The sequence below is a fragment of the Cohnella caldifontis genome (assembly GCF_029360585.1).
GTDB classification, from domain to species: Bacteria; Bacillota; Bacilli; order Paenibacillales; family Paenibacillaceae; genus Cohnella; species Cohnella caldifontis.
Map to the genome: position 1 here is coordinate 149,324 of NZ_JAQZSJ010000003.1, position 13,826 is coordinate 163,149.

Consider the following 13,826-nt stretch of genomic DNA (forward strand, 5'->3'; position numbering starts at 1 on the left):
CCTATTCTTTTCCCGCCCGGTCAGCCTCCGCCGCGATCCGCCGAATTTGCTCCATCGGCTCCCATTCGAGCAATCCTCCGTGATAGCATACGACCGTTTCGATATCGTAGTCCAGGAACTTGGCGACGGAACGCCGGGCCTCGGCCAAATCCAGCGACGTTTGCGGAACGGGGCCGTGCAGCTTGCCCCCGATGATCATCATGGCATCGACCGCGAGCAGGATTTTGCTTTGCGGCAAATACAGGCTGACATGGCCTTCCGTATGGCCGGGCGTATGGATGACTTGCAAGCCGCCGCCGAACGGCAGGAGCTGTCCGTCGGTCAACGCCGCGTCCACCTTGGTCTTGGGCGGATTCGCGAATAAAGCTAAAGCCTTTTTCCGGGGCTCTTCGGGCAGGGCGGCCAACGTTTTCTCCATGATTTCCGGGGTCGTCTTGGTGAGCGGCAAATCGCCTTCGATGTACGGGCGGTCCAGTGGGTGGGCGTACACCTTCACGCGGTCGCCCAGCTCGCGCCGGATTTCCTCGATCGACCCGACATGGTCGAAATCCTGATGCGTGAGAATGACCGCCGCGAGCTTCTCCGGAGCGACGCCGCAGTCGGCCATCGCCGCCTTGATCCGCTCCCAGCTGCCCGGCATCCCGGTATCGATCAGCGCCGCGGACGTCTCGTCCCAGATCAGAACGGGGTGCAAAGCGGTTTTTTGCCCGAACGCCTCCTCCTGCAATTCTATCATTTCCACGCCGCGATCGATCATCATTTTCCGAACTCCGTCCTTTCGGTTCCGTTATATTTGTGGGGGATAACTTGTGCTCCCCTATCTTAATGGAGTATGTTTCGTATAGAAAACCGGGTAAAACCGAACGATTTTAGAGGCCGTTTTTTCGGCGTTTTTCCGCGGCCATTTAACCAACCGGGGTGCCAAGATGAGGATCGGCGAGCGCATAAGGAATTTAAGGCGGATCAAGCAAATGACGCAGGGCGAGCTGGTGCAAGGCATCGCTTCGATTGCGTATTTGAGCAAAGTCGAGAACAACCAGACGCTGCCGACGGACCGGTTCGTCCGCAAAATCGCGGAACGGCTGCAGGTAGAACCCGCTTTGTTGACGGAAGAAGCGCCCGAGGGGTTCGAAGCTTCGTTGGAGGAGATTTACGAACGGTTCTGGCGGCAGGACGAGATCGCCGAGGAGGATTTGGCGCTCATTCAGGTGCAAGTGAACGAGCCGCACGGCAACCGCGCTTTGCTGATGATGTTCACGGTTCTGATCCGACATGCTTATATCCGATTCCGGTTGCAGGAAGCCAAAGCGCGTTTCGAGCAATCCGTCCGGGTCATTCCTTCCTACGATCCGTCGGCGGAAGACCGCCTCTATTTCCGCTACTGCCTGAATGCAGGCAAGCTGTTAGCGGACCTTCACCTGCTCCCGCAAGCCAACGAATATCTGATGCGGTGCGAGACGTACCTATCCGAGGCTGACGACCAAGAAAGGGCGAAATATTATTTCAGCCTCAGCATCGTGAAGCAGCAATTGGGCGAGGACAAGTTCGTCAGCCTGCACTACTCCGGCAAATCCCTCGCTTACCAGAGGAAGCTGGGGAACCCCGACCGGCTGGCCATGGTCCTGTACGCCCGCGCGATCCAATTCCAGCTTGTCGGGCAGTCCAAGGACGCGATGGATTGTTTGTCCGAGGCGAGCGCTTGCGATTGGGACCGGGAGAACCGGAATTTGCGGGCGGTGTTCGAGTACGGCATCGGGCGCGTTTACCAAGCGGGCAAGGATTATGGGCAGGCGGTATCGCGCTTTGAGACCGCCCTGGAGCTGTATGCGGGCGGCGCTTTCGAGGAGAAATCGGTCCAGGTCCACAAGCGGCTGGTGGAAATCTACATCGAGCAGAAAGACTGGTTGCGCGTGGAGGAGCATCTCGGGCAAGCCCGGCGGCTGGCGGAACGGAACAAGGAAGCCTATTACGACATGGAGCTCGACATCCTGCAAGCCGGCGTCTGCAAGCTTCAGGCCCGGGAGGCCGCGTACGAGAAGGCGATGAAAAAGGTGCTGGAGCAATGCCGGGAGCGGAGGCTGCACGACCATTTCCGGAACCTGTCCACGGAGCTGGGCTCCTATTATTACGAGAAAGGCGCATATAAAAAGGCGGCATTCTACTACCATCAGGCCGCGAAAACCGCGCTCCCTGATTGGTCCTTGCGCGGCGGCGGACTATAATGTTGCCGAAACGAGAAAACACGGTCCGGTCGGTAGTCCGGGCGCAGGCGGGAGACGTTTCTCGGCCGTCTCTTCGTCCTGTCAGTAACCTCCCCCCTCGGGGTGTCCGTCGTTTCGATTCGCTTAGAGGGGGATGCCGAATGAAGCTTACGGTTTACCATGATGGACAGTTCTGGGTCGGCGTCGTGGAGGAGCTCGATCGGGGGAGGCTGAAGGCCGCCCGGCACGTGTTCGGTCCGGAGCCGCACGACGAGGAAGTTCTGCAATTCGTGCGCCAGGTGATGCCGCGTCTTGTCGGCGCGTTGTCGCGGGAGGCGGTCGTGGGGCGCGCCGAAGCCGAAGCCCGGAAGATCAGTCCGAAACGCCTGGCCCGGCAAGCTTCCGAAGAAACGAAACGCCGAGGAATCTCGACCTTCGCCCAAGAAGCGCTGAAGCTGGAGCACGAGAAGCGGAAGCTGGAAAGCCGCGCGGACTCCAGGCAGAAGCGGGAAGCCCTGCTCGCCCGCAAGCGGGAGCTGAAGGTGCGGAAGGCGAAGGAAAAGCATCGCGGACATTAATAGGATGAAGGCTGTCCTTCAGGCGGATTTTCGCCGGAGGGCAGCCTTCTTCGTTTCCTCGCTTGCCCTGACATTAGCGTCATGGTTTAAAGTGATGTTGAAAATGTAAATTCGGAGGGTCAAGCATGGATCATGGAAAAAAAGTCGTATTGGCGGTTTCCGGGAGTTTGCGCGAATTATCGTCCCATACGTTGCTGTTGGAGTCCCTAAGGGACTGGATAGAGGAGAGCGCCGAGTATCGACGGTATGACCGTTCGGCGCGGTCGTCGACTTCGCCGACTGCTCGGGCAGGCATTCAGGAACTTCCGCATTTCAACCCGGACCTCGATCAAGACGAAGAGGCGGTTCATGAAGCGGTTCGGGAGTGGCGCGAAGCGCTGAGGGAAGCGGACGCGGTCGTGATCTGCACCCCCGAGTATGCCCGCGGCGTGCCGGGTTCCTTGAAAAACGCGCTCGATTGGATCGTTTCGTCGGGCGAGCTCGTGAATAAACCCGTCGCCGCGATCAGCGCGTCGCCGCACCCGGAAGGCGGGGCGACCGCGCTGGCTTCGCTGATCGGGACGCTCGGGATGATGAACGCGAAAATTCCGGAACAAGGCACGCTGGCGATCCCTTTTTTCAACAGCGGCAAGCTGGGTCCGGACGGCAAAGTGACGGACCCGGAAATCCGATCCGAGCTTGAATCCGTCGCGAAGGCCCTGCTGGCTGCCGTCAGGGGAGCGGTCTAAGCCAGCCGCTTCCCTCCCCCGTCTTAAGAAAAACTTTACGTTTTCTTTTCCCCTTCTTATCCTTGCCTTACCCTTCTCTTAGCTTCTTCCCGCTATACTGATGCTCATCACTTCGCCCTATATACAGGAGGAGCATCGGGATGGATAAAATCAAAGTCGCGATTCTATTCGGCGGTCAATCCACGGAACACCGGGTATCCTTGGAGTCGGCCGCTGCCGTCATCGAACATATTCCCCGGGATTTCTACGAACCGCTGCTCATCGGCATTACCGAGAACGGAAAATGGCTCCGCTTCGAAGGCGGTCCGGACCGGATCCGCGACGGCACTTGGCATGAGCACCCGTCCTGCCGCCCGGCGGTCCTGAGCCCGGACGCTTCCCATCGGGGACTGCTGGTTCTGCAGGGGGATGACCGGTACGAGCGGGTCGGGGTAGACTGCGCGTTCCCGGTGCTGCATGGCCGGGGCGGCGAGGACGGCACCGTGCAGGGGCTGCTCGAGCTGGCCGGCATTCCGTATGTCGGCTGCGGCCTGCTCAGTTCCGCGATCAGCATGGACAAAACCCTCGCACAGGACTTGGTCAAGCAGGCTGGCATTCCGACGACGGAGTATTTCTATTTCACGGAACGGGACGAACGGATTCTTTCCGCGTTGGACAAGCAGGTGGAGTGGCGATTGGGAGGGTATCCCGTCTTCGTCAAACCGGCGAACTCGGGCTCGTCCGTCGGCATTACCAAAGTGCGCGGCCCGGAAGCGTTGGAAGCCGCGGTCCGGCATGCCTTCCGGTTCGACGGCAAAGTGATCTGCGAGAAGGAAGTGCCGGGTATCGAGGTCGGCTGCGCGGTATACGGGAACGACCGGCTGGAGACGGGCGTGATCGGCGAAATCGAGCCGAGCCGGGAGTTTCTGGATTACGAGGACAAGTATTTGCTGGGCGAGATCCGCCAGCACGTGCCGGCCCGCATCAACCCGGCGCTTCAAGAGGAAGTGAAGCGGCTGGGAATGGAGGTGTTCCGGCTGCTGGGCTGCCGGGGATTGGCCCGGGTCGATTTCTTCGTGACCCGCGAAGGCCGCGTGCTGTTCAACGAAATCAACACGATGCCGGGTTTTACCGCTTCCAGCCGTTATCCCCGCATGATCGAGGCGGCGGGGATCCGGTATTCCGATTTTCTCGACAAGCTGATCCGGCTGGCATTCGGGGAGGGCTGAAGGATGCGGGGGCAAGCGGGAGACCTGCACCGGGTCTGGGCCGAAATCAACCTCGACCACTTGGCGCATAACTTGAGGCTGACGCGATCGCTGTTGCCGGATTCGACGAATATCATGGCCGTCGTCAAAGCGAATGCCTACGGCCATGGAGACCGCGTCATCGCCAGCCGCCTTGCGGAGTGGGGAGTCGGGCATTTCGCGGTATCAACCGTCGAAGAGGCCGTATCGCTTCGGCGATGCGGGATCCGGCAGCCGATCCTGATCCTCGGCGCGTCGCCGCCCGGCGCATTCCCCCTACTCGCCGAACACGGAATCACGCAGACGGTGCACTCGAGCCCGTACGCGGAGAGGCTGAACGATTTCGCGGTCCGCCAGCGCTGCGTCATCCCGGTGCATCTCAAGATCGATACCGGAATGAACCGCATCGGGTTTCCGCACGACGACATCCGTTCCGTCCAAGCCGTTTTCCGGATGAAAGGGCTGCAGGTTGGCGGCACCTTTACCCATCTGGCCGCAGCCGATCTGCTGGCGCCGAAGCACGTGCGTTATACGCGGATGCAGACCGCGAGGTTCGAGGCAACGCTGCGTCGGCTGAAGGGTTGGCCGGTCGGCATGGTTCACGCGCTGAGCAGCGCGGGCATCGTAAACGGAGTCGACGCGGCGTACGACGCCGTCCGGCCGGGCCTCATGCTGTTCGGCCTTTATTCGGGGGAGGCGTCCCGACAGCTGGATCTGAAACCCGTTATGCAGCTCAAAGCCAGGATCGCCATGGTGAAGAAGGTGCGCCGCGGCGAAGCGATCGGGTACGGGCAGCGTTTCGTCGCGCCGCGGGAGATGGTCGTCGCGACGATCCAGGCGGGCTACGGCGACGGGTATCCCCGGTCGTTGTCCGGCCGGGCCGAAATCCTGATCCGCGGGCAGCCGGCCCGGCAGATCGGGCTGATCTGCATGGACCAAATGATGGCGGACGTGACGGAGATCGATGACGTGCGGGAAGGAGACGCCGCGCTGCTGTTCGGGGAAGATCGGGGCCGGAGCCTTCCGCTGAGCCGGCTGTCCGCTTGGGCCGGAACGATCGACAACGAGCTGGTCGCCGGCGTCGCGGCTCGCGTCCCCCGGGTATACGCCGAACATGCTATAATGGGACCAACCAAATCCGTCTACGAGAGTGAAGAAGCATGCCTGCAACGATCCTGATCGTCGATGACGATAAAGAAATCGCGGAACTGATCGAAGTCTATCTGCGCAACGAAGGATACGCGCTGCTGAAGGCGCACGACGGGGTAGAAGCCCTGGAGAAGCTGAAACGCCATCCGGTCGATTTGATGATTCAAGATATCATGATGCCGAAAATGGACGGAATGGAACTGTGCAAGCGCGTGCGTCAGGAGAGCCGGATCCCGATCCTCATGCTGAGCGCGAAGGTCGAAGACATGGACAAGATCCTGGGCCTCATGACCGGCGCCGACGATTACATGATCAAGCCGTTCAACCCGCTGGAGCTGACCGCCCGGGTCAAGGCGTTGCTCCGCCGGGCGGGCTATCAGCAGCAGGCGGTGCCCGAAGGCGCGATCCGGATCGGGGATTTGCTGATCGATAGGGAAAGTCACGCCGTCAAGGTCCGGGGGATCGACGTCAAGCTGACCGCCATCGAATTCGACATCCTGTATTTGTTGGCCGGCAACCGGGGACGGGTGTTCAGCTCGGAGGAAATTTTCGAGAGAGTATGGAACGAAGCCGGGATGGGCTCCAACAAGACGGTGATGGTCCACATCAGCCATCTGCGGGAGAAGCTGGGGGCCGCGCTTCAGACCGGCGATCTCATCCAGACCGTATGGGGAGTGGGATACAAAATTGAAAAATGATCCGCTGTCCGTGCTGAAATCCCTGTCCGGATGGAGAGCGCTGAGGGGCGTGCTCGAAGCGGCGGTCCTCGCGGCGCTCACGCTGACGCTGCTGTTTCCCGCGCTGACGTTCGCTTATGAAAGATGGGTTACGGTCCGGGGATTCGTGCTGCTCCTCGTCAGCGGCAGCATGGACGGCAACACCCTGTTAACGTTACTTTACCTTGCGTTTTTCGGGTTTTACTTGTACCGGTTCTACGTCAGGGAGAGCTACCGTTACACGGAGCTCCGGATCCGGCAAATCATGGGCGAGGTGGAGGCGATCGCCGCGGGCGATTTAAGCCGGCAGGTGTCCGTTCGCGACCGGGGCGAGCTGGGGCAGCTCGCGGCCCATATCAACAACATCGTCGTGCAGGCGAAGCGGGCGATGGAAGAGGAACGCCGCTCCGAGCAAATCAAGAACGAGCTGATCACGAACGTTTCCCACGACCTGCGGACGCCGCTCACCTCGATCGTGGGCTATTTGAATTTGATCAATACGGACCGGTACCGGGACGAAGTGGAGCTCCGGTACTACACGCAGGTGCTCCATCAGAAAACGGAACGGCTCCATGGGCTGATCAACGACCTGTTCGAATATACTCGGATGCAGAATCGCGGGATGGTGCTTCAGAAGGAGCGGGTAGATCTCGCCGAAATGCTGGACCAGCTGGCCGTACAATTCCAGCCGCAGTTCGATGAGGCCGGCATGGAATGCCGGCAAGCGTTCGAGGTCCTGCATCCGATCGTGCCGGCGGACGGCAACAAGCTCGTGCGCGTGTTCGAGAACTTGATCCAGAATGCGGTCACGTACGGCCAAGAGGGAAAATTCGCCGATCTGCGGCTGAGGGAAGAGGGGGAGACGATCGTCGCGGAAATCGTGAACTACGGCGCCATGATTCCCAGCACCGACTTGCCGCATCTGTTCGACCGGTTTTACCGCGTGGAGAAATCGCGTTCCGATTACACGGGGGGTTCGGGCCTGGGGCTCGCCATCGCCAAAAGTATCGTGGATTTGCACGGCGGCCGCATCGAGGCGGAGAGCAGTCCGGAAAGAACACTGTTCCGCGTGACGCTGCCGAAATAGGCGGAGTAGAAGGGCGGAATCCCGCTCCGGGAGTGCGCGGGGAACATGCGGCTGCGGTCGGCAGACCGCCCTCGGGAGTGCGTGGGGATTGACGATTGGACACCGGACTTCGGGAACGAGCAGCGGCTGGGATGCGTTTGCTTTGCCGGGTCCGAGCCGACGTCCATATTCGGCTGTCGGGGAGACGTAGCCCGAAGCCGCTGCCGGAAACACGAGGCCCGAGTCGATCTTCCCGGCCTCGTTCAAGACAGCGCGTTGCGCACGCTCAAGATGTACTTCGCCGTATCCAGCGGATTGACGCCGCGGCGGGGTCGTTCCGCCTTCACGTCCGGCGGGCACTCCTCGTAGCCGTCGAAGAACGTGGACAGCGCGGCGCGGCCCTTCGTCAGCGAGCCCAGTTTGACCGCGTAGTCGAGCGAGGTCGCGACCGGCACCCGGCCGTGGATCGTCATGCGGTCGCCATGCAAGGAAGGCGCTTCGAAAACGGCCCGCATTTGGACGAGATCGTTCATCACCTTGCCGCCGAATTCCTCCGGCACGGTCAACCGGAAGCGCAGCATCGGCTCGAGCAGCTTCGTGCCGATCCGGTTCAAGCCGTCCATGACGCCCATCGGCGTGGCGACGACGAAATCCAGCGGGTGGGTGTGCCACACGTGGTGTTCGCCAAAGGCGAGCGTCACGCGCAGATCGACGACCTCCCACCCGAACATGCCTTGCTGCAAAGCCTCCGGCACCCGGCGCGCCACCTCGTTCTGATACTGCGGCAGCAGATCCTCGGCGCGGACGCGCGACTCGTAGACCAAGCCTGCCCCTCTGGGCAGCGGCTCCATCCGAAACCGCAGGATCGCCCAGCAAGGCTTCGGCATCGTATAGGCGACGAAGCCTTCGCCCTCGCCGCACAGCGTTTCCTTGTAAATCACGGAAGGCTGACCGAATGACACCCCTTGCAGCCCAAACCGGCTTTCCAGCAGGCGCGACAGGATCTCGAGCTGAATCGGCCCCATGACCTTCAAATGCAGCTCCCGCTCCTCCTGCAGCCATTGCAGGTCGAGCAGCGGATCCTCGTCGGCCAGCTCTTGCAGCGCGGCCACGACTTTCGGATAAGAGGGCTCGTCCGCCCATCGGACCTGCACCGTGAGCAGCGGAACCGCCAGCCGGGCCTCCTCCGGCACCCGCTCGCCGCTGCCCAGGACGTCGCCGATCCGCACGTGCTGCATGCCGCAGACGACCGCGATATCGCCGGCCTCCAGCAGGCCGACGTCCTCGGATTTGCGCCCTTCGACTTTGCGGATCTGCGTGATTTTCTCGTCCAGTCCCAAGGTCAAGTTCCGGACGGTATCCCGGTTCCGCAACGTGCCTTGGTACAAGCGGACGTACGCCATCCGCCCCATCGTTTTGTCCCGTTCCAGTTTAAACACGACGCCCGAGACGGGGGCATCCGGGTCCCCGGCGGGTGCCGGCAAATATCGCACGATCCCGTCCAGCAGCTCCCGGATGCCGATGCCGCGGGCGGACGCGCCGTACAGCACGGGAAATAGCGATCCGCGGCCGGCCAGCGATTGGAAAAAAGGCCGCCACTCCCGAAGGTCCTCCGGCGCGCCGTCCTCCAAATAACGTTCCAGCAACCCCTCGTCCGTCTGCGCGATCGCTTCCGCCAATGCGATCCGGGCTGCGGCGGCCTCGGGCCTCCGTTTAACCGCGGGATCCCATAAGTCGACCAAGCCGCGGAACGCATCCTCCACGCCGTCCGGAATCGCCGCCGGCACCGCGTTCGGCGAGAGCAGCTTCCGGATTTCCTCCAGCGTACGCCCGCCGTCCGCCCCGACGCGGTCCATTTTGTTCACGTAGAGGATCGTCGGAATGCCCAGCTTGCGCAGGGCGTGCCAGATCACCTCGGTCTGCGCCTGCACGCCTTCCGCGGCGGACACGATCAGCACCGCGCCGTCCATGACGCGAAGCGACCGTTCCACTTCGGACAGAAAGTCGACGTGTCCCGGCGTATCGACCAAGTTCACCGAAACGTCCTGCCAGGTAAACCGAGTGGCCGCCGCCCGCACCGAAATCCCGCGCTCGCGCTCGACGTCCAGCCAATCCGTCTGGGCGGTGCCCCGGTCGACGCTCCCGAGCGAGCGGATCCGCCCGCTTTCATACAGCAGATGCTCCGTCGTCGTCGTTTTCCCCGCGTCCACGTGCGCGAAGATCCCGACGTTGCGCCGAAGCGGCCGAACCTCCATCGGCATTTCCGTTCCCCCCGGCTCCTGATGTCCCATCCATTTTAGCATGAGGGCGCCGAAAAGTCCGTGAATCCCCGTTCTAGTTCCCGTTTTCCGTACTTTTGACTTCTTCCAAATAGTTATACAGCGTGTATTTGGAAATGTTCAGGTAGCCGCAGATCTTATCCCCGGCTTTTTTGATCAGGAACGCTCCCTTTTGATCCAGCAGCTGGATGAACTTCATTTTGTCTTCCTTCGTCATGATCGCGACCGGTTTGCCGATGATGTCCTGCGTTTCCTGCACGATGGCGTCCAGCAAATCGTTGACGTTGCTGACGAAGGACTCGTTGACTTCCGGCTGCATGTTGCTGGTGGTCAGGGATTGCAGCGTTTTTTCGGCCACGACCAGATTGGTGATGTCGAAATTGATGCATAGCGCGCCGATCGTTTTCTGCTGGCCGTTCTTGATGTAAATGGAAGTCGACCGAAGGAGCCTTCCGTCCTTGGTCTGCGTGATGTAATTGAACCGGTGGTCGTTCTGGGTGGTGCCCCTTAAAATCTCGAGCCCCAAGTTGGTCCCGGGATCCCCGACTTTCCGCCCCGTGATATGCCCGTTGCGGATCGCGACGATGGTGCTCTCGTACGGCTTTCGCAGATCATGCAAGACGACCTCGCATTGATCGCCGAATTGCGCCGCGATCCCGTCCACGAGAGCGTTGAGAAATTCGAGCTCGTTATCGACAGACTCCATGATCCAGGCCTCCCGCATGTAATCACAATATGGAAATTTTAGCATAGGAAAAGAAAAAAACAAACAATAATTCATTTGATCTAAAAAAAATTTAGAACTCTAGAATAGCGGAAAACGAGCGAAAAAGCAAAAGAATTTTGCGCATTGCGTTATATAAACTAACAGGTAGCGCATTCACGACAAAAACCAAAACAATTTTTTAGCGAATAAAAAAGAATTTGTGGAACGATTGTTGACACATAAAAAACATTCAGTTATGCTGAAAAAAAATTAGTAATACATTCGATTTGCCCACGCGCCCATCCGACACGGATCGCGGAACCGAGGTGATGAAACGAATCCAGGGATGTTCCGAAGATCAGGCGATCATCCCCACGCTCATCGAAAGGCAAGCCGCAAGTCATACGGACCCATATGGAGGACACCACGATGAAAACTGGCAAATTGAAACGGCTTACCCTTACGGCCGCCGTGCTTTCGTTAACCTTGTTCGCGGCGGCGTGCGGACAAATCAAGGAAAATTCGGACGCGAGCCCGTCCGTTTCCCCCGCGGCGAGCGGCCAAGCCGGCCAAACGGCCGCGGCGCAGGATCACAAATACGTGATCGGATGGTCCACGATCTACCTGACGCCTTCTTGGATGCAGGAGACGAACAAGTTTTTGACGGACCGGGCCGAATACTGGAAAAGCCAAGGCGTGCTGGACAAAGTCGTCGTCACGAACGCCAACGGAGACACTTCGGTTCAAATTTCCCAAATCGAAAACATGATCTCGCAGAAATACGACGCCATCCTGGTAGACGCCGGATCGGCGACCGCGCTGAATCCCGTGCTCGAGAAGGCGGTCAACGCCGGGATCCCGGTCGTGGCATTCGACTCGCTGCCCAGCACGGACAAGATCACGAGCAAAGTCAACCCGGATACCAAGGAATGGGGATCCGTCATGGCGCAATGGCTGGCCGACAAGCTCGGCGGCAAAGGGAAGGTCATCGCCATGAACGGGCCGGCCGGCGTAGCCGTCAGCGAAGAGCGCTGGGCGGGCGCCAAGGAAGTATTCGATCAATACCCGGATATCAAAATCGTCGCCAACTTGCACAGCGAGTACAACGAAGGTCCGGCGATGCAGGCGATCCTGCCCGCGCTGGACGCCAATCCGGACGTCGACGGCATCTTCTCGCAAGGCGGCAGCATGTCTTCGGCGGCGATCAAAGCCATCCAGCAGAAGAACATGAAGCTGATCCCGGTTACCGGCGAGAACTACAACGGCTATCTGAAACAGTGGAACGACCTGCTGCCGAAGGGATTCTCTTCGTTCGCGCCGGCGAACCCGAACTGGCTGTCGGCCCTGTCGCTGGATCAGGCGATCCGCGCCCTCCAAGGCTATAAGGTCGAGAAGGTAGTGAAGGTGAAACTGCCTACGATCGACGACAACACCTTGAAGGATTACGTTCCGAACGATTACCCGGACGATTATTTCCCGATCAAGGACCTCACGGAAGACGAAATCACGCAAATTCTCGGTCCGCTCGAGAAGTAACCCCGTTACCTAAGCACTCGATGACAAATCGTGTATACGAGGTGCAGCGGTTCCGTTGCCCCGTATGCACGATTTCTCTTCATCCCACATCACCGACTCGGAGGCAAGGCCATGAACGAGGCGCACCATGAGCAAGTTCCTTATCTCACGCTGTCCGGAGTCGCCAAATCGTTCGGAGGGCACATGGCCCTTCACCCCGTTCAGCTGCGGATCGCCCGAGGGGAATTCCATGCGCTGATCGGAGAGAACGGGGCGGGCAAAAGCACGCTGATCAATTTGATTACCGGGGTTTATCCTTCGGACGCCGGCACGATTTCCGTGAACGGCGAAGCCCATTCGTCGCTGACGCCCGGGCAAGCCAACAAACTGGGGATTTACGCGGTACACCAGGAACTGAGCCTATGCTCCCATCTGACGATCGCGCAGAATATTTTCCTGGGCAGGGAATGGACGGGCCCCTTCGGCCGATTGCGCAAAAAGGCAATGAGAACGCGGGCCGCCGAATTGATGCGGGAAGTCGAGCTGGGGCACCTCGATCCCGAAACTCCGGTTCACCTTTTGACGCTGGCCCAACAGCAGATGATCGAATTCATCAAGGCGGTCGACCAGAATCCGGCGCTTCTCGTGCTTGACGAAGCGACCTCCGCCTTGGATCCGACGCAGGTCGACATCATGTTCGGCATCCTGAGGAAGTTGAAGGAAGAAGGAATGGCGGTCATTTTCATTTCCCACCGCTTGCAGGAGCTTTTCGATTTGTGCGACCGGATGACCGTACTGAAGGACGGGCAGTGGGTCGCGACGGACGATATCGGACGATTCAACCATTCCAATCTGATCGAGCTTATGACCGGTCGGCAGTTTACGGATCTATTCCCCGCCAAACCGGATATCGATAGCGTGATGCGCCGTCCGGAAGTGCTGGTCGTGGACGGATTGAAGTCGGACAAGGTGCAGGAGGCAAGCTTCGTTCTCCATGAAGGCGAGATTCTGGGAATCGGAGGGCTGCAGGGCCAAGGACAGGAGGAGATCCTGAAGGCTCTGTTCGGGGCGGCTCCCGTTACCGGCGGCAAGATCACGTGGCAAGGCCGTACTTATCGGGCCAGAAACACCCGGCAAGCGATGGAGCAAGACATCGCCTATATCCCGGCCGACCGCAAAACGGAAAGCCTGCTGCTGCCCCATTCGATCCGGTTCAACACGAGCCTCGTCAGCCTGAACCGCATCTCCAATCGATGGGGGACCGTGAAATCGCGCGAGGAAAACGGAATCGTCGAACGCTCGATGGAACGGCTGCAGGTGAAGGCGCAAAACCAGGAGCAGCCCGTCGGCGCGCTGAGCGGCGGCAACCAGCAGAAAGTCGCGATGAACAAATGTCTGGAGCGGGAGCCCCGGCTGCTGCTGCTCAACGAACCGACGCGCGGCATCGACGTCGGCACCAAAAAACAGATTTACGAATTGCTGCGCGCCCAGGCCGAACGCGGGGTGTCGATCATCATGGTGTCTTCCGACGCCCTGGAGCTGATCGGGATGTGCGACCGCGTACTCGTCATCTACGAGCATCAGGTGAACGGGGAATTGATGGGCGAACAACTCACCGAACGGAACCTCGTACGCGCGTCGGTGATTAAACAGGGGGGATAA

12 protein-coding genes are annotated in these 13,826 nt (G+C 59.9%); 9 read left to right on the plus strand and 3 right to left on the minus strand.

Annotated elements, in window-relative coordinates; translation table 11 throughout:
- Nucleotide 1 precedes the first annotated feature (1 nt).
- Nucleotides 2-760, minus strand: a complete 759-nt coding sequence (locus tag PTZ19_RS06430; RefSeq protein ID WP_276353203.1) for an MBL fold metallo-hydrolase — start codon at nt 758-760, stop codon at nt 2-4.
- Between the two features lie 211 nt (nt 761-971).
- Between PTZ19_RS06430 and PTZ19_RS06435 the strand changes: the two genes are divergently transcribed.
- From PTZ19_RS06435 to PTZ19_RS06465, 7 genes are all read left to right on the plus strand, one after another.
- Nucleotides 972-2,222 carry a helix-turn-helix domain-containing protein gene (locus PTZ19_RS06435; protein WP_276353205.1) on the plus strand — a complete coding sequence of 417 codons (1,251 nt, stop codon included), beginning with the start codon at nt 972-974 and terminating at the stop codon, nt 2,220-2,222.
- A gap of 140 nt (nt 2,223-2,362) precedes the next feature.
- Nucleotides 2,363-2,779, plus strand: a complete 417-nt coding sequence (locus PTZ19_RS06440) for a YjdF family protein (protein ID WP_276353207.1) — start codon at nt 2,363-2,365, stop codon at nt 2,777-2,779.
- Nucleotides 2,780-2,904: 125 nt separating this feature from the next.
- Nucleotides 2,905-3,507, plus strand: coding sequence for an NADPH-dependent FMN reductase (locus PTZ19_RS06445; RefSeq protein WP_276353209.1), 603 nt, complete (start codon nt 2,905-2,907; stop codon nt 3,505-3,507).
- A 140-nt stretch (nt 3,508-3,647) separates the two neighbouring features.
- The gene (locus PTZ19_RS06450; RefSeq protein ID WP_276353211.1) at nt 3,648-4,715 is read left to right on the plus strand and encodes a D-alanine--D-alanine ligase family protein; all 1,068 of its coding nucleotides are present in this window, start codon (nt 3,648-3,650) and stop codon (nt 4,713-4,715) included.
- 3 nt (nt 4,716-4,718) lie between these two features.
- Nucleotides 4,719-5,912: an alanine racemase gene (gene alr / locus PTZ19_RS06455; RefSeq protein WP_276353213.1), complete on the plus strand. Its 1,194-nt coding sequence runs from the start codon at nt 4,719-4,721 to the stop codon at nt 5,910-5,912.
- Entirely contained in the window at nt 5,894-6,580 is a 687-nt protein-coding gene (locus tag PTZ19_RS06460; RefSeq protein ID WP_276353216.1) for a response regulator transcription factor, read from the plus strand. The genes alr and PTZ19_RS06460 overlap by 19 nt, the downstream gene beginning before the upstream one ends.
- Nucleotides 6,570-7,685: a sensor histidine kinase gene (locus PTZ19_RS06465; protein WP_276353218.1), complete on the plus strand. Its 1,116-nt coding sequence runs from the start codon at nt 6,570-6,572 to the stop codon at nt 7,683-7,685. Before PTZ19_RS06460 ends, PTZ19_RS06465 begins: the two co-directional genes overlap by 11 nt.
- A 242-nt stretch (nt 7,686-7,927) precedes the next feature.
- On the opposite strand, the gene PTZ19_RS06470 is transcribed toward PTZ19_RS06465, so the two are convergent.
- Both PTZ19_RS06470 and PTZ19_RS06475 read right to left on the minus strand, forming a co-directional pair.
- On the minus strand, nt 7,928-9,925 hold the full coding sequence (locus PTZ19_RS06470; RefSeq protein ID WP_276353220.1) for a GTP-binding protein: 1,998 nt from the start codon (nt 9,923-9,925) through the stop codon (nt 7,928-7,930).
- 73 nt (nt 9,926-9,998) lie between these two features.
- Complete coding sequence (locus PTZ19_RS06475; protein ID WP_276353222.1) at nt 9,999-10,649, minus strand: helix-turn-helix transcriptional regulator; 651 nt, start codon at nt 10,647-10,649, stop codon at nt 9,999-10,001.
- Nucleotides 10,650-11,078: 429 nt separating this feature from the next.
- Here PTZ19_RS06475 and PTZ19_RS06480 point away from each other — a divergent pair, with 429 nt between their 5' ends.
- Nucleotides 11,079-12,185 (plus strand): ABC transporter substrate-binding protein, encoded by a 1,107-nt coding sequence (locus PTZ19_RS06480; protein ID WP_276353225.1) that lies wholly within the window; start codon nt 11,079-11,081, stop codon nt 12,183-12,185.
- A gap of 111 nt (nt 12,186-12,296) precedes the next feature.
- Nucleotides 12,297-13,826 carry a sugar ABC transporter ATP-binding protein gene (locus PTZ19_RS06485; RefSeq protein ID WP_276353227.1) on the plus strand — a complete coding sequence of 510 codons (1,530 nt, stop codon included), beginning with the start codon at nt 12,297-12,299 and terminating at the stop codon, nt 13,824-13,826.

Bases quoted from the DNA above. Each gene is read 5' to 3' on its own strand.
- PTZ19_RS06430 (WP_276353203.1), bottom strand. From the start codon at position 760: ATGATGATCGATCGCGGCGTGGAAATGATAGAATTGCAGGAGGAGGCG.
- PTZ19_RS06435 (WP_276353205.1), top strand. From the start codon at position 972: ATGACGCAGGGCGAGCTGGTGCAAGGCATCGCTTCGATTGCGTATTTG.
- PTZ19_RS06440 (WP_276353207.1), top strand. From the start codon at position 2,363: ATGAAGCTTACGGTTTACCATGATGGACAGTTCTGGGTCGGCGTCGTG.
- PTZ19_RS06445 (WP_276353209.1), top strand. From the start codon at position 2,905: ATGGATCATGGAAAAAAAGTCGTATTGGCGGTTTCCGGGAGTTTGCGC.
- PTZ19_RS06450 (WP_276353211.1), top strand. From the start codon at position 3,648: ATGGATAAAATCAAAGTCGCGATTCTATTCGGCGGTCAATCCACGGAA.
- alr (WP_276353213.1), top strand. From the start codon at position 4,719: ATGCGGGGGCAAGCGGGAGACCTGCACCGGGTCTGGGCCGAAATCAAC.
- PTZ19_RS06460 (WP_276353216.1), top strand. From the start codon at position 5,894: ATGCCTGCAACGATCCTGATCGTCGATGACGATAAAGAAATCGCGGAA.
- PTZ19_RS06470 (WP_276353220.1), bottom strand. From the start codon at position 9,925: ATGCCGATGGAGGTTCGGCCGCTTCGGCGCAACGTCGGGATCTTCGCG.
- PTZ19_RS06475 (WP_276353222.1), bottom strand. From the start codon at position 10,649: ATGGAGTCTGTCGATAACGAGCTCGAATTTCTCAACGCTCTCGTGGAC.
- PTZ19_RS06480 (WP_276353225.1), top strand. From the start codon at position 11,079: ATGAAAACTGGCAAATTGAAACGGCTTACCCTTACGGCCGCCGTGCTT.
- PTZ19_RS06485 (WP_276353227.1), top strand. From the start codon at position 12,297: ATGAACGAGGCGCACCATGAGCAAGTTCCTTATCTCACGCTGTCCGGA.